Raw genomic sequence first — 16,696 nt, forward strand, 5'->3', positions numbered from 1 at the left:
TATTAATAAGATAGGTCGAAAAAGAATTTTTTTTTACCTAAAAGTAAGGATATTGCAAATTACTTGGAAAGCAGTATCCTTTTATAAAAAGACAAAAGTGTTTGTGAAAGCTATAAATAGTAGATTGGGTTCTACTTCGTTTTTTCAAAAAAAAACTTATTTTTACGGCACTTTTCAAGACATCGCAGTTGGCACAACTTTATTTTTTATAAAAGTAAAAAATGTTTGCAAACAAGGTGTTTAATAACATTCAATAGTTCGTTGAAACTATGAAGTACTAGTGCAGATAGATTTTATTAGTTTAATGACACTATTACTAAGTAGCGTTTCATGGAATAAATTGATGTGAATGTATTCTTTATTTTTTGTTAACGGACTTGTGACCTCAGGGAAGAACGGGAGAGAGCGAGTTTTTGGTAGCGCAAAAAATGAAAAAAATCAACGAACTACTAAACATTAGTAAAAGGCTATATATGACACAGATTAGAACAAAAATTAAGGGTTTAGGTTTTTTTGTACCTAAAAATATTGTTACGAATGACGATTTGACAAAAGTAATGGATACTAGTGATGAATGGATTCGTGCAAGAACGGGAATTGAAGAACGTCGTTATGTAACTCGTTTTAAAGACACTCCTTCTACAATGGGAGCAGAAGCTGCCAGAATCGCTATGGATCGTGCTGGTGTAAAACCTGAAGATATTGATTTTGTTGTGTTTGCAACATTGAGTCCTGATTATTACTTCCCAGGTGGTGGGGTTTTGGTACAGCGTGAGTTAGGTTTGGGGCATTGCGGATGTCTAGATGTGCGCAACCAGTGTTCTGGTTTTGTGTATGGTTTGTCGGTAGCAGATCAGTATATTCGTACAGGAACGTACAAAAATATATTGTTGATAGGATCAGAAGTACACTCAGCAGGAATTGATTTTAGTACTAGAGGGCGTGATGTAACGGTAATTTTTGGGGATGGAGCTGGTGCGGCTGTTTTGCAACCAACAACAGAAGAAGGAAAAGGTATTTTGACAACGCATTTGCATGCAGATGGTCGTTATGCTGAAAAACTTGCCTTCAAGAATCCTGGATCTCATGCAGGGGTATTTACTGGTGAAACAGATATTTTTCCTAAAGAAGATCCTTATGCTTCTTTAATGATTACACCTAAAATGGTAGAGGATGGAGATCACTATCCTAACATGGACGGGCAATTCGTATTTAAACATGCTGTTCAACGTTTTCCAGAAGTAATTGGCGAAGCGCTCCAAGCAACAGGTTTGTCTGTGTCAGACATTGATTTGTTAGTACCACATCAAGCTAACTTGAGAATTGCACAGTTTGTTCAAAAAACATTGCAGTTGCCTGATGAAAAAGTGTTTAATAATATTCAAAAATATGGTAACACAACCGCAGCATCTATTCCGATTGCACTAACAGAAGCATGGGAGCAAGGTTTGGTCAAAGATGGTGACTTAATTTGTTTGGCTGCTTTTGGTAGTGGTTTTACATGGGCAAGTGCTTTAATTAGATGGTAATTGGCATTAACATTTTTTTGTCGGATTTTAAAATCCTGTTAAAAGGTATTGGTTTGTAAAAATCGGCATTGCTATTGATTTTAGCTAGATTAAATTCCTCGGATTAGAGGATTGGAATGAAACAAATTTTGTATAAAAGGCTTTGTCGCCTTTTATAAGTACAGTATATAAGATTACTTAACAATTTAACAACAGTATGAAATTAAGAAATATAATATTTCCTGCTTGCTTCGTTGCTCAAGCGTTTTTTGCTAATGCTCAAGCGCCAGAGAACTGGTATAATTTGGACAAAGAGACCGATAATGTTCAAGGAGTGAGTACAGAAAAGGCTTATAAAGAGCTATTGCAAGGAAAACAATCTTCGACCGTCGTTGTCGCTATTATTGACTCTGGTATCGACGAAGAGCACGAGGATTTGAAAGATGTGATGTGGATTAACGAAGATGAAATTGCTGGAAATGGTATTGATGATGACAAAAATGGATACATTGACGATGTCTATGGATGGAATTTCATCGGGGGTAAAGACGGTAAACATGTGGGGAAAGATAGTTATGAGTTAACTCGTGTGTATACTTACTTGAAAAATAAAAAACGCAACAAAAAAGAAGAAGAGCGTTACAAAAAGATTAGAGAAGAATTTGATGCTAAGGTGACAGGAATGCAAAATAGCATGCAAGAGACACAGGCAATCTATGGTGTGGTGACTTCTTTGTTGGAAGCTTTGGGAGACAAGCCAATGACGGCAGAAAATGTAAAAGCAATTGAAGCCAAAGGTGATAAAGTTACTATGGCAAAACAATTGTTTGAGGCTGTTTTTGTACCTCAATTAGAAACACCTCAAGATACAGTTCCTGGCGAAGAAATTGTAAAGCAATTGGAAGGTGCTTTGGAGTATTATTCTGATGCCTTGGAATATGGGTACAATGAAGAGTTCAACCCTAGAGATATCGTGGGAGATAATTACATGAAGTCGAAAGAAAAAAATTATGGAAATAACGATATCACTGGACCAGATGCAAGACATGGTACGCATGTTGCAGGTATTGTTGGAGCTGTTCGTACCAACGATATAGGAAACAAGGGCGTTGCGGATAACGTAAGGTTAATGGCTGTTCGTGTTGTTCCTGACGGAGATGAGCGTGACAAAGATGTTGCTAATGGTATTATTTACGCTGTTGACAATGGCGCTAAAATCATTAACATGAGCTTTGGAAAAGGGTATGCGTTTGACAAGAAAATCGTTGATAAAGCAGTTAAATATGCAGAAAGGAAAGGTGTCTTATTGGTACATGCTGCTGGAAATAGTGCTTTGAATACAGATGTAGAAAGCAATTATCCAAACAAGTATTGTAAAGATAACACAGCTAAACCTTACAGCAACTGGTTAGAAGTTGGTGCTCTTTCTTGGAGAGGTGGTGCTGATGCACCAGCAACTTTTTCTAACTATGGTAAGAGAAATGTAGATGTATTTGCTCCTGGTGTAGATATTTATGCAACAGTACCTGGTTCTAAATACGAAGCATTGAGCGGTACTAGTATGGCATCTCCTGTAACGGCAGGGGTAGCAGCATTGGTATGGTCTTATTACCCAGAGTTGACTGTAAAAGAATTGCGCAAATGTTTGGTAGAGTCTACTGTTAAAATGAACGAATATGTTAATGTTCCTGGTTCTGGTGGCGCTACGCAAATAGAATTTAAAGATTTGTGTAATACTAGTGGTGTTGTTAATGCTTATAATGCATTAAAAATGGCTGAAAAGATTGTTGCTGATAAGAAAAAATAAATTATAAGTATTGTTATTAATAACATTATTTTAGAATGATTAAAACCTTCTCTTAGTTAAACACTTTGGGAAGGTTTTCTTTTATGATTTGAACTAGAATGTTGCTCAATGGCTTAAAAAAGAATGCCTTATGTGCTTTGTTTTTGCGAAAAATAATATCTTAGAGTGGTTACATTATCCAATTTTGAACCATTACTACAAAAAAGTTTATTTGCGTTCATTAACTGTAGTAGTAAGTTGTACTGTTACGTGGTTTTAACCAACTATTGTAAATAGAAACTGAGTTAACATATTATTGGTGTAAAACGTTTAGTAGATAACGCTTTATTCAAAACATGTTCTATTCCCAATTGACATTTATCTAATTAAAATTACAAATCCTATGAAATTATCTGTACACACGTTGATTTCTTTTATGTTTCTGTTTGGAGTTTATTTTAGTGCAAGCGCTGCTCCAGATTATACCGATTATGTTCCCAAATATCGTAGTCAAAACAAAAATTTCATGCTCACAAAAATTGAATATACGACTAGTGAGATGATTCTTCATTTTAGATATGTGGCTAGTAGAGAAGAAGAAATAATCTATTTTCCAGGCTCATCTAGATCAACTGCTTGGAAATTGTATACTTCTGGCAGAAGTGGTTCTGAATTGACCAAATACGCTACACTCGAAAACATTACAATTAACGGCGAATTAAAATCCAAAAAAATAGAAGCAGGTGATGAACCTTCTTTTGTTGCGAGATATGGGGAGGTGATTAGAGGAGAAGCGCACTTTGGTAGGCTTCCTGGAAATGTAAAAGCAATTAATTTTAAGGCTAGCACTTTGGCAATTTGCAGCGATATTTTGGTAAAAGATGAAGATAGCCCAATGTTGGGAACGGTAGAGCAAATGGAAGGTAGTGTCGAGCGTTTTGATAAAATGCTTACTAATTTGGGGATAACAGTAGTTCCTGAACCCACTCAAAATAAATCTAATTTGGGAATTGCTAATAATGCAGAAGCCAAGGAAGAAGATCTTTCTACAGAAAATGCGGTGAAAGATGAAATTATTGTGAAAGCACAAGAACCAATTACATATACTCCGCAAGAATTAAATTCTTCAGAAGATTTGGATTGCAACAAGCGGGTGATCTTGAAAAATGTCTATTTTGATGACAATAGTGCTAGTTATGCAGGACGCGTCAATGCCTTAAAAACAATTCAGGTAATTGTCGACTATATGAATTATTATCCTCAAGCTATGATTATTTTACATGGACATAGTGATGTTTTAGGAGACCAAATTCGGAGCTTTGAGTTGTCAAAAGAGCGAGTGCTAGCAGTTAGAAATTCTCTAGTCTTAAGGGGGATTGATAATGATAGGATTCGAACAATTGCGCATGGAAGTAAACAACCATTACCAAAGTTTGAAAATGGAGGTAAAAAAAATAGAAGAGTTGAAGTAGAATTGATCTGTAGGGATTAATAGGATCAATGTAGTTGACCGACATAATGATTAGTGTCCAAGAGCACTCTTAAAACTTAATATTTCTATTAAAAAAGTTTTAAGAGTGCTTTTTTAGTAAATGAATGGCGCATAAAATCTGATAAAAAAAACAAAAATGCATACCATCTGAAAGCTATAGAAGTATTCTAAGAAGTTTTTTTGCCAAAAGGTTAAATTTTTTAGATGTTTTTTTTCTGATAAAGCCAATATTCTGTATTTGAGCATATTTTAGATTAACGTTATAATTGTAACAGAAAGAAGAAATATACAAGTTGGTTATGTATAATGTTCATTTTAGTGAGTGTCGTGTAGATTAACAAAAGAAAAAAAGATAAAGAGAAAAGGAAATAGACGAAATTCTTTTGTAATCAAATAGCCTTCCTTGATAAATTAGATTTGGTGGTTCGAGTTCTAATTTATGACTAATAACAAGGAAGGTTATTTTTTTATAAAAATCCAACTTTTTTTAACTTTTTACTCTCCTAAACCAACATTTAACTCACAGTAAAGCCCTCCAGACATATAAAATATTATCTTTGCGGGAAAAGAATATTTCACTTGAATTTAGCCCTTAATGAAACTAACAAAATTAGAGTTGTTACTTTATCTAAGTATTATAGCTTTGCTTTTTTGTGCTCCTGCATTTTACAATGGCTTTCCCATTTTATTTCCTGATACTGCAAGTTATATCAATGCAGGTTTTATTGATAAAGTGCAAGGGTCTAGACCTTGGCTTTACAGTGGTTTCATTCGGCATATAAGTTTGTGGGAAACCTTATGGCTAGTTGTTTTTACACAAGGTTTTTTAATGGCGGGTACGGTCTATTTAATGTTCAAAGAGTTTTACCAAGGACAAAACAGGAATAAACTATTTATATTTTACAGTTTAATTATAGGAACTACCACTGCTGTATCATTCCATGTAAGTAGATTGATGCCAGATATTTTTACACCTATAGTTATTTTACTTTTTGGTTTGATGTTGCTTGAAAAACATCTTAGTCGAAAAGAAAAAATCTTTGCTATTATACTATTTATAGCGGCATCAGGAATGCATAATTCACATTTAGTGATGAATATAGGGATGATCCTATTGGTTATCTTTGGGAGTTTGTTCAAGGCACTTCGAGTACATTACCAATCATTAGGAATCACAAAAAAAAGAGTTGGATGGTTGACCTTATGCGTTGTCATAACCCATTTATTTACTTGTACATTGCATTATTCTAAAAGTGGAGAATTTGTAGCAACTAGAGGGGGCTCCATCTTCTTATTTGCTCGACTGTGCGATTTTGGAATCGTACAAAGTTATTTGGAAGAGCATTGTGGAGAAGACTTAAATGGCGGTATTTGCGACCATCCTGGCAAACTGTATTATGCTGGAAATTTTTTGTGGCACAAGAATTCTTACCTAAATAAAAGTGGTGGGTGGTCAAAACACAACGAGGCGTATTTTGGCGAATTGACCAAAAAAATATTGACAACGCCCAAATATCTAAAAGCTTATATCATACGTTCGATAGAGGCGACATTTATTCAATTTTTTATATTTGATTATAGCCCTGTAGAACCTCATATAAAATGGGTGACAGGTTCTGTCAAATTATACTACCCCATGTACATATTGGCAGCAGATGGTAGTCGCCAAATGCAAGATGGTTACAATCAGAACTATGTTGATGTCAATAATGTGATTCAACAAATCGTTGTATTTATATCTTTCTTGCTTGTTCTATTACTCTTGTGGCATCCTAAGACTTCAAAACAACAAAAAGCGTTGGCAATATTAATTATATTAAGTTTATTAGTTAATGCTTTCATAGGAGCAGCTACTTCAGGAGTGTTTGATCGTTATCAAAGCCGAGTCAATTGGCTGTTAACTTTACCTGCTTTTTGGATGGTTTGTTACTGGTTGAGTAAGTTTGAATTATTTGAAAAAAAAGCTAGAATATGAGTTCACCAATTGCTAAAAAAACTAAAAGTAATTTAGAAAAAACGATTATAAAGTCACACCAGAAATTATCTCACAATAATAGAATTAATTATTTGTCTAATCTTTTTATAGGATTATTAGATGAATTAAATTTAGATGAAATTTCTTTGTTAGATATTGGTTGTGGCGATATGTCTATTGCTGAAAACTTGATGAATAGCAGGGAAACTATCAATGCGATATGTTTGGATACCTATCCGCTTCCTGAGCAATACAAGGGAGAAGAAAAGTGGGAAAAATATGTCAGTTTTGATGGACGAACGATGCCTTTTGAAGATAAAAAATTTGACGTGGCTATTTTGTGTGATGTGCTGCATCACGATTTTGAGTTTGCGGATGTTATCTTAAAAGAAGCTTGCAGGGTGGCAAAATACATAGTTGTTAAAGATCATTTCGAATATGGAATGGTTTCTCGACAAACATTACGTTTAATGGATTTTATTGGAAATTGGGATATGGCGTTTCTGTACCCGATCGATATTTTTCAAAAGAAACATATCAAGATGTATTGAACCAGTTAGGAGGTGTGAAAGAATTAAAACAAATCTGCCCAATACCTCTGTATGAACATAATTTTCTTTTTAATCTAATTTGTCCAGGGAAGTTGCAATACATTTCTATTCTGAAAAGTGCCTAGTCATTTATGCTACTATTTATATAAAAAATAGCTATTATTGTTTTGCTATACCGACTTGTCTTTTAACTATAATAGTGACTTGTTTAAAAATACGTTAGTTTGTTGGCTGTTTGCACAGAACTTTCGATAAATTAATGATAAAAAATTAATCATAAAAACTTGAACTCAATGTCTGATGAACTTTTAGAATTGACAATTCTAATGCCTTGCTTGAATGAAGAACTTACGCTAGGAACTTGTATAAAAAAAGCAAAAAAATACTTAGAAGAAAATAATATAAGAGGAGAGATTGTTATAGGAGATAATGGAAGTACAGATCGTTCGATTGAAATTGCGGAATCTCTAGGAGCTCGCGTAATCAACATTCCCCAAAAGGGCTACGGTAGTGCTTTAATTGGAGGAATAAAAGCAGCGAAGGGTAAGTATGTGATTATGGGGGATTCAGACGATAGCTATGATTTTTCAAGACTAATGCCTTATGTCGAAAAACTGCGAGAGGGGAATGACTTAGTAATGGGCAATCGTTTTAAAGGAGGGATTGAAAAAGGAGCCATGCCATTTTTGCACAAGTACTTGGGCAACCCTGTATTGTCATTTATTGGGCGCTTGTTTTTTAATACTTCTATTGGCGATTTTCACTGCGGTTTGAGAGGCTTTAATAGGGAGAGAATGTTATCTATTAATTTGGAATGTCCAGGAATGGAGTTTGCGTCAGAGATGGTGGTGAAGTCTATCTTAAATGATTTTAAAATTGCAGAAGTTCCAACAACTTTGTCTAAAGATGGAAGAGATCGTCCTCCTCATTTGAATACATGGACAGATGGATGGCGCCATTTAAGATTTTTGCTATTATATAGCCCTGCATGGTTGTTTTTATATCCTGGGATAGTGCTGTTTTTATTGGGAACAGTGTTGACGATAATGTTATTGTTGCAACCTTTACACATATTGGGGATTGAATTGGATATACACACTTTAGCATACAGTGCAACTAGTATTTTTATAGGTTTCCAGTTGATGTTTTTCTTCGTGTTCTCTAGAATATATGCTAGCATGAACGGATTGCTTCCTCCCAACAAACTGTATAATTATTACAAAAACAAGTTCTCTTTAGAGAAGGGGTTGATTTTAGGCGGTTGTTTTATTCTTTTAGGAATTGCTTTGGTCATTGCAGCGTGGCTTTCTTGGCAATCTGTGGATTATGGTGATTTAAAACCAAGAGAAACTCTACGTACTGTAATTCCATCTATCTTCTTCTTAATTGGAGGGATTCAAATTGCTCAAAGTAGCTTTTTAATTAGCATATTAGAACTAAAAAAAACAAAGTAATTTATCCTTCAATCTAGTGCAGAATAGCATAAATTTTCAAATGAGTATTTTTTGTAAAATTTCTTGATTCTGTCATCAAATATGAGCGTTCTTGAATTTTATCAAAAATACTCTAATAACAATTAAAACTTCTGTTAGAATGTACTTTGTAATTATCACCCATGAAATGGACTCGTCTAGAGAAAATTAGTTACCTTTTAGTAGCTGTATTGGTTTTATGTATTCCCGCTTTTTACAATGGTTTTCCTTTTAGATTTCCAGATACCACAGGGTACTTAACATCAGGATTTGAGAATAAAATCGGAGATGCTCGTGCTTGGTTATATGCAGGTTTTATTAGGCATGTAAGCTTATGGGAGACTTTATGGTTTGTTGTTTTTGCTCAGGGGCTGCTTATTACTGGAACAATTTACTTGTTGTTTAAATATTTTTTTAGGCATAAATACAAGAGAGAGTTCGCGATAGTATATGTAATACTTGCAGGTTTGACGACAGCCATTTCTTTTCATGTGAGCATGTTGATGCCCGACATATTTACACCGATAGTTATATTGAGCTTTGGTCTATTGCTTTTGGGAAAGGAATTATCGCAAAGAGATAAAATCCTTACTGTTTTCTTGTTTGTAGGAGCAACAGCAATGCACAATTCGCACTTAGTATTAAATTTGGGAATATTAATTTTAATTGGTTTGACCATGCTTGTTAAACCTTGGCGCGTACAGTGGAATAGCTGGGGTGTAAATGGGAGAAAATTAGTACTGTTGATTGGGCTTATATTCTTTACGCATCTAAGTGTTTGCACGTTGCATTATAGCAAAGGTGGGGAATTTAAAGCAACACGAGGAGGTACAATATTTCTTTTTGCTCGATTGTGTGATTTTGGAATTGCGCAAAGTTATTTAGAAGAGCATTGCAAAGATTCAGAGGATGCTATTTGTTCGCATGTTCAAACTTTAAAATTAGGTAGAGGTTTTTTGTGGATGTGGCAAAGCTACTTGTATAAATCAGGAGGGTGGACAAAAGAAGGAGAAGCGTACTATGGGGAACTAGTTAAGGATATATTGACAACACCCAAGTATTTAAAGAAGTATATCATAAAGTCTACAGAGGCAATGTTCATGCAGTTTTTTTATTATGAAGTTGATCCTCTATCCGAAATGCGAAATAAAGTGAAGGATAGTGGTTTGATTAAGACATATTTTGAAACTTATGATTTAGCAGCTGTACACAGCCGACAGTTTAAAAAAACATATAGTAATACATTCATTGAACGTCAGAATGCAGTTCAACAATTTGTAATCGCAATTGCGATGATTTTATTAGTATTGTTGTTTTGGGATAAGAAATATTCAAAACAACAAAAAGCTCTTACCGTTTTTATTGTATTAGGTTTGTTCGTTAATGCCTTTATCGCAGGAGCTACCTCAGGAGTGTATGATCGTTATCAAAGTCGAGTAGCTTGGTTGCTTACCTTACCTGCTTTTTGGTATCTTTGTGCTAAGATAGAAACATTTGGTAAAATGCTATCTATAAGCAAAGATACTACCATTGAAAAAGATGCATCGTAGAAAAATTAAGTAGATGACTTTACTTCAAAAAATACTCTGTATAACCTTAGGTGCTTTAGTGCTCTGTGTACCTGCTTTTTACAATGGTTTTCCGTTTATGTTTCCCGATACCAATGGGTATATAATGACAGGTTTTACCAATGAAATAGGATATGCTAGGGTTTGGTTGTATGGAGGTTTTATAAGGCATATCAGTCTCTACGAATCGCCTTGGTTGGTCGTTATCGCACAAGGAATGTTAATTACAATGACCTTGTCTTTAGCGTTTAAGCATCTTTTTACCTGTTTTAATTGGCAAAAATATACCTTGCTTTATATTTTAGTGGTGGGACAGACGACAGCGGTTGCTTTTCACGTGAGTATGTTGATGCCTGATACCTTTACACCTATTGTTATTCTAAGCTTGTGCTTGCTTTTGTTTGGCAAAAAAATGTCAAAAAGTGCCACTATCTTAAGCGTCATCTTGTTTATGATGGCAACAGCAATGCACAATGCGCACTTAATACTAAATATTGGTTTGATTATAGGTTTGAGTCTTTTGATGCTGGTAAAAAAGGTGCGTTTGTTCTTAAAAAGTTGTGGAATAGGCTATCGAAAAATAGCTTGGCTTGGAGGATTGGTAATTATAACTCATTTGTTGGTGTGTACCTTGCACTATAGCAAAGGAGGAGCTTTTCAAGCAACCAAAGGCGGGCAAATCTTTCTTTTTGCACGGTTGTGTGATTTTGGAATTGCTCAAAGTTATTTGAAAGAAAATCGTGATATAGAAAAATTAAACCAACTGTATGATAATGTGACGAGCTTAGGTTTAGGAGCTCATTTTTTGTGGTCAGGCGAAAGTTATCTTTACCAAACGGGAGGTTGGACAAAAGAAAATGAAGCCTTTTACGGAAAACTTGTTAAAAATATATTGACAACACCCAAATATTTAAAAAAATACCTTATCAAAACGATGGAAACAACCCTTATGCAGTTCTTTTCTTATGAAAGAAGCCCTCATTCTGAACTGTATGGTGTTAATGCAAATGTAATCAATACCTATTTCCCAACTTATACATTAGCGGCAAAACACAGTAGACAACTGAAGCGCTCTTATAACGAGAGTTCTATTGAGAATCGAAATGCGATTCAACATGGTTTACTAATGTTATCTATGATAGTAATTTTAGTTATGTTGTGGAATTCAGGATATTCAAAATATCAAAAAGCAATCGCCTTATTTATTCTTTTTGCATTATTGTTAAATGCTTTTATTGCTGCTGCCTCTTCAGGTGTTTTTCATCGTTATCAAAGCCGAGTTGCTTGGTTGGTTACATTGCCTGCCTTTTATTTTATTAGTGATAAAGTTCATAACATATTTACTAGGATTAAAGAATAATCATTTATGAAATCTATGTGAGTGATTTGTTTTTTGTTGTGTTTTGTGGAATTAAATTTCGATTTTTAATTATAATTAATATTATATTTTATTATTGTTGCTTTTTTTATGTGAAAATTTTTCTTTAAAAACAAAGCATATAGGTAATAATAGGTGTATTTTTCCTATATTCATAGAATTGAAAATAAATAAATATTACCTCCCCATTCAATTCTAAATAAAGTAATATATGAAAAAATGCAACCTCAAAAAGGTGCTTTTGGGAACACTCTGTTGTTCTCTAATCGCTTGTCAAAAAGGAAGATCTTTGTCCAATGCATCAAAACTCTCTATTGAAAATAAGGAAACTTACTTGATGTCTAAAACTAGTCTTGAACGTTTGATTTTAATGCAAGAAGGCTTGTTTACGTTATATCTACCATCTAGAACGGAAGCCCTACGCCTCAAGTCAGGAGATAGTTTAATGGTATTTAGCAAGCAGTTCGGAGACCGAGACAAAGATGGTTATTGGCTGTATCAAAAGATGTATATGTCCTCATTTCCAGAAGAGCCACTGAGTGTTGGCTTTTTGAAATTTAGTAAAATCACAAGAGATTCATTTGTTGCCCAACAATACACTTCTCAAGAAGATTATAAGAGTGCAGATATAAATCCTGAAATTTTGGCAGAGGTAGAATTCAAAAATTTAGAGTTAGGTGATTGTGATATTATTTTTAAGAAAATTGGACAATTAGAGTTTAGAGGACAGACAGATACCTGTATCATAAACCACGAAGGAGGAGCAGTACAAATTACCTCCAATACCTATCATATTGCTTCAGACGGGTTCAATGTTAAAACGAATCATTATAAAGAAAAAGATGGCAAGATCGTCTACGATTCATTTGGCGATGCTTATTTTCATTATAACAACAAAAAGTAATCGAGGAAATTATACTACTGTAGTTGAAGATGTTCGTTCAACAGCCAATGGTAATTCAACAAAAAAGTCAGTTCCTTTCCCTTCCTCAGACTCAAAGTAAATTTGACCTTTTGCCATTTCAACAATCGTTTTAGACATAGCTAAACCAATGCCTGTACCTGAGCTTTTAGTGGTAAAATTGGGGACAAAAATATCGTCTTCTTGAGCTTTGGGAATGCCACAGCCATTATCAGATACTTTTAAAATAGCTGTAGTGCTGGTGGCTGCTAATTGAACTTTTATAATACCTGGTTGATCGTCAGGAATAGCTTGTACAGCGTTTTTGAGCAAGTTATTTAAAACACGCATAATTTGTGTTTTGTCAGCAAAAACAACACATTTTTTGGATGTCATATCCAAGTATAGTTGTACATTTTCTTCTTCTTTAAATAAGCTATATGCATTGCGAACGAGTTCATTGATATCTAAGAACTCATTGTTTGCGGTAGGCATTTTTGCAAAGTTAGAAAACTCTGAGGCAATGTGAGCCAAGCTATCAATTTGTTCAATTAGCGTATTGGAAACTCGTTTTACCATTTTTTGCGCCTTTTCAGGGTTGGTATTAACGACACGTTCTAGTAATTGGATGTTGAGTTTCATGGGAGTCAGCGGATTTTTGATTTCATGGGCAATCTGTTTGGCCATCTCTCGCCAAGCGCTTTCTCGTTGCGAACGAGCTAGTTTTTTGGTACTCTCTTCCAGTTCTTTAATCATATGGTTGTAACGATCAACCAATTCCCCAATTTCATCCTTGTTATTCCAAATCAACGGCTCATTCTTTTTTCCAAGTTCAACTGCATCTAATTTTGCGCCAATGACAGAAAGAGGGTTGGTAACAGAGTTGGCAATAAAAAAGGCGGCACCACCAGCTATTAATAAAAAGATAACATAGACGTTTAATAACGCGCCTAAGAATTCTGCAACATCTTGAGAACCAATATTGTTGGAGCCAGCTAAATCATAGGGTAGATTCAAATAAGCAATGGTTATTTCATTTTTATCTTTTAAAGGCATGTAGGCTGCGATGTATTCAAAATCATTAATAATCTCTGTACGCGATACTAAGTTTTGTTGTTCATTTCTCAGGAGTTGAAAGGCAATAGGGTTCATTTTTCTACTAATCAAATGCCGTTCAAAAACAACCTTTTCGGATGAGGTAATTAAATTCCCCCCTAAATCATAAATATTAACATCAATTTTGTGTATATCAGCTAAACTTCTAGCATCAGGAAGCTTGATAATAGAATCTTGATTTTGGTGAATTTGCCAAACCGCTGTTCGAGCCGTGCTGCTTATTTTTCTTAACAACCTTGATCGGTGGTAATCGTCGTATTCGTCGCTATAATAAGAGATTGTAATAATTGCAATAGCAACAAAGGATGTTAAGGTAACCATAATGATACCTCGTTGTATTTGCTCTCGAAGCGAGTTTTCAAAGTTTAAAATAGCAAATTTAATATTTGTTACTTTGAAAATAAGATAGTTAATAAGATAACCTAAGAATAACAAGAAAATACCAAAACAAAAGATATAGGCGAAAATAGTGAATACTTTAAACAGATTAAGCTTAGGAACCGTAACGATAGAGATAGTAGAACCGTCGTATTGGCTACTATAAACCAAATGATTTTTTTGGTCATTGGTGCTTTTAATCATGAGCATTTTATACTCTCCAGGATCAGGTCTAGGAAGAGAATAAGCTAGTTGCGCCCTAAAATTAGACCCATTGGTTGAGACACGCTCTTCATATTTGTAAACCGCATAAGTAAATTGAGCATAAATACTCTCCAAACGTTCTTTGTTTCTACTTAATAACTCAACATAAATATTCGATTTTTTAAACTCTTTTTTGGGAGTAAATTCTATAATAACAATACCTAATAAAGCACCATTCTGTGTAATTGGTAATTTGGCATAATAGGCATATTGTCCATCGGGTATAGAATAAAATTGCAAATACTTTGAGATCGTTTTGCGACTACTTTTAATGATATTCATTAGTGACTCATAATCTCTAGTTTCGCCTCGATAAGGTTGTCCTTCCTCTTTGTAAATGTGAACACTGTAATCGTAACGACCAAAAAAGTAGTTGTCTAAGTATCGTGAAGTTAATAATTCTATTGCCTGAGTTCTAGGAGAAGGAGAAAGAGGGTTGTTCATGAACAGTTTTAAGAAACCATCATCTAGTATTTTGGGAACAAGAGATTTAAAGGTTACTTCTGTCTCCATGTCTCGCTCAAACGCCAAGGCTTTGGCAAAATCTTTTCTCAATGAAATACCTTTATCTGTATTAGAATTTTCGATGACAATGGTCGCAAATGTTGAAAATAAGAAGAGCCAAATACTAATCCAAGCTAAAGACGTTGTTTCTCGTTGCACAAAGAAATACAGAGTGATGGCATGTATCATAGATGCTATCGTAAATACTCCAATATCAATTGGGAGAACATTAGTAATGTATGCGACAACCAAAACAATCCCTAAGGCACTCGAAAACAAGCCAATATTGGTTCGTATTCCCAATTCAAATTCTTTAAGAAAAGTAAAGAATCGGTAAGTACAAAAGAAATAAGCCAGTAGCATAATTCCCATACCTGTTAATGCCAATAAGGAGTATAAATCTAAGCGAGAAAAGTCGTTAAACTCAAATGAAATAAAAGAGGACATAACGATATCTCGCATTGCAAATTGAGCACCTGCCAAGCCACCTATCAGTCCAATATAGCCTAATCCACCAACGGTCAGTTGTTGAATGAAACGATAGTTTTTGATATCGGTCAAACGAATCACCTTAGAGATGTAGATAGACAACCAGAATAGTAGTGCACTATCAATTAGAAAATCCCCCAAAGAGTAAAACCAAATGTTGTTTGCATTCGAAAGTCGCTCGTTAAATATGCCATATTCGTGCGCTAATAAGGGAAAATCATAAAAAATAGTGAAAAGCCTAAATAACAAAAATGTAAAGACAAAAAGACTTAAACCGAGTAGTATGTGCCCTTTGAAACTGATTTTTTGAGCAATTAGATGGATGGCTAACAAAAATGAGAAGCTACTTAAAAAGTACAAGATAGTACTAAAGATAATAATCCAGTGATAGGGATAACTTTCGCTAGCTTGTATGTAAATAATTGGTCGCCCCAAACGATCTTTAATGCTGAAGTCTGTTTCTTCTTCACTAATCGTGATATAATTAGAAAATTCCTTCGGCATTAGCGCAAAGTAGTTTTGCAAATATTCGTTTTGTATGGAATAGTGCCTATAGAGTGGAATTAAGCCTTCAAGATTATAATAATAAGTGACGCCATCAATCAGGAATTGATACGGTCGCCGAATTCTCAAAAAAATGGATTCGTTGATTTTATACTTTTCAATGGTATCAACTTGGGAATATTGTATATCCGATTGAAAGGGAAGCACCTTATTATTGTTCCAATAAACAATAGAATCTTGATCGTTGTAAATAATAAAGGTATAAGGCTTGTTGATGTATTTCTCAACACTATCGCTTAGAACGTAACCTTCTACGGCATTTAAGAGAAAAGAACCATTATTAAATAAACCATCAATCTCTTTCTCTGCTTGATGCAACGCCTGCTCCATATTTTGAGCGTAAGTAGCTACATTGGGTGCTTGATGGGCGTAGTTTTCTATTACTTGACCTGTCGCAAATCCAAGTATAGCGAGAAGTAAACAAATAGAAATGGAATTAAAAAGGATTTGTTTAAGTTGATTCATAGCCAAGCGTTCACATAATTTGTACCATACTAAGAAAAAGATGTATAAGAACCAAAGAAAAGGATTTTTTTTAACAAAAAAGGCAATGAGCTAAATAAGAGAAACAGTAAAATTTTAAACTAATAATAGTTTTGTTTGCAATGTTTTACATTTGTTTACATTGTGATATATTTTATTTTTTTAAATTTAATGGTGTGCATTTGACATAAAAAAACAGAGTACCTTTAAGAGTACTCTGAGTTGCGAATGGTCATTACTTAATAATAAAATGTATTGGTTAAATTT

At 34.3% G+C, this 16,696-nt stretch carries 10 protein-coding genes; 9 read left to right on the forward strand and 1 reads right to left on the reverse strand.

All coding sequences use genetic code 11. The annotated features are described in order from the left end of the window. Positions 1–473: 473 nt before the first annotated feature. The 9 genes from CG11_RS00540 (at position 474) to CG11_RS00580 (ending at position 12,634) form a co-directional block, all read left to right on the forward strand. Positions 474–1,529 (forward strand): 3-oxoacyl-ACP synthase III family protein, encoded by a 1,056-nt coding sequence (locus tag CG11_RS00540; protein ID WP_052592038.1) that lies wholly within the window; start codon positions 474–476, stop codon positions 1,527–1,529. Between the two features lie 196 nt (positions 1,530–1,725). Continuing rightward, positions 1,726–3,315: a S8 family peptidase gene (locus tag CG11_RS00545; RefSeq protein ID WP_052592040.1), complete on the forward strand. Its 1,590-nt coding sequence runs from the start codon at positions 1,726–1,728 to the stop codon at positions 3,313–3,315. 382 nt (positions 3,316–3,697) lie between these two features. After that, the gene (locus CG11_RS00550; RefSeq protein ID WP_052592042.1) at positions 3,698–4,786 is read left to right on the forward strand and encodes an OmpA family protein; all 1,089 of its coding nucleotides are present in this window, start codon (positions 3,698–3,700) and stop codon (positions 4,784–4,786) included. A gap of 595 nt (positions 4,787–5,381) precedes the next feature. Beyond that, entirely contained in the window at positions 5,382–6,761 is a 1,380-nt protein-coding gene (locus CG11_RS00555; RefSeq protein ID WP_052592044.1) for a hypothetical protein, read from the forward strand. Continuing rightward, a complete protein-coding gene (locus tag CG11_RS00560; RefSeq protein WP_052592046.1) occupies positions 6,758–7,312 on the forward strand; it encodes a class I SAM-dependent methyltransferase in 555 nt (184 codons plus the stop codon). Before CG11_RS00555 ends, CG11_RS00560 begins: the two co-directional genes overlap by 4 nt. 293 nt (positions 7,313–7,605) lie before the next feature. Continuing rightward, positions 7,606–8,766, forward strand: a complete 1,161-nt coding sequence (locus CG11_RS00565; protein WP_052592050.1) for a glycosyltransferase family 2 protein — start codon at positions 7,606–7,608, stop codon at positions 8,764–8,766. Between the two features lie 161 nt (positions 8,767–8,927). Further along, positions 8,928–10,334, forward strand: a complete 1,407-nt coding sequence (locus CG11_RS00570; protein ID WP_052592052.1) for a hypothetical protein — start codon at positions 8,928–8,930, stop codon at positions 10,332–10,334. 13 nt (positions 10,335–10,347) lie between these two features. Next, positions 10,348–11,712 (forward strand): hypothetical protein, encoded by a 1,365-nt coding sequence (locus CG11_RS00575; protein ID WP_052592054.1) that lies wholly within the window; start codon positions 10,348–10,350, stop codon positions 11,710–11,712. Positions 11,713–11,941: 229 nt separating this feature from the next. Next, complete coding sequence (locus CG11_RS00580) at positions 11,942–12,634, forward strand: CpcT/CpeT family chromophore lyase (RefSeq protein WP_052592056.1); 693 nt, start codon at positions 11,942–11,944, stop codon at positions 12,632–12,634. 9 nt (positions 12,635–12,643) lie between these two features. Here the strand turns inward: CG11_RS00580 and CG11_RS00585 are convergent, their stop codons facing one another. After that, positions 12,644–16,411 carry a sensor histidine kinase gene (locus tag CG11_RS00585; RefSeq protein WP_052592057.1) on the reverse strand — a complete coding sequence of 1,256 codons (3,768 nt, stop codon included), beginning with the start codon at positions 16,409–16,411 and terminating at the stop codon, positions 12,644–12,646. Positions 16,412–16,696 lie beyond the last annotated feature (285 nt).

It is taken from the genome of Aureispira sp. CCB-QB1 (assembly GCF_000724545.1).
GTDB lineage: Bacteria > Bacteroidota > Bacteroidia > Chitinophagales > Saprospiraceae > Aureispira.

Coding starts and splice junctions, on each gene's coding strand:
- CG11_RS00575 (WP_052592054.1), top strand. CDS start 10,348: ATGACTTTACTTCAAAAAATACTCTGTATAACCTTAGGTGCTTTAGTG.
- CG11_RS00560 (WP_052592046.1), top strand. CDS start 6,758: ATGAGTTCACCAATTGCTAAAAAAACTAAAAGTAATTTAGAAAAAACG.
- CG11_RS00555 (WP_052592044.1), top strand. CDS start 5,382: ATGAAACTAACAAAATTAGAGTTGTTACTTTATCTAAGTATTATAGCT.
- CG11_RS00585 (WP_052592057.1), bottom strand. CDS start 16,411: ATGAATCAACTTAAACAAATCCTTTTTAATTCCATTTCTATTTGTTTA.
- CG11_RS00565 (WP_052592050.1), top strand. CDS start 7,606: ATGTCTGATGAACTTTTAGAATTGACAATTCTAATGCCTTGCTTGAAT.
- CG11_RS00545 (WP_052592040.1), top strand. CDS start 1,726: ATGAAATTAAGAAATATAATATTTCCTGCTTGCTTCGTTGCTCAAGCG.
- CG11_RS00540 (WP_052592038.1), top strand. CDS start 474: ATGACACAGATTAGAACAAAAATTAAGGGTTTAGGTTTTTTTGTACCT.
- CG11_RS00550 (WP_052592042.1), top strand. CDS start 3,698: ATGAAATTATCTGTACACACGTTGATTTCTTTTATGTTTCTGTTTGGA.
- CG11_RS00570 (WP_052592052.1), top strand. CDS start 8,928: ATGAAATGGACTCGTCTAGAGAAAATTAGTTACCTTTTAGTAGCTGTA.
- CG11_RS00580 (WP_052592056.1), top strand. CDS start 11,942: ATGAAAAAATGCAACCTCAAAAAGGTGCTTTTGGGAACACTCTGTTGT.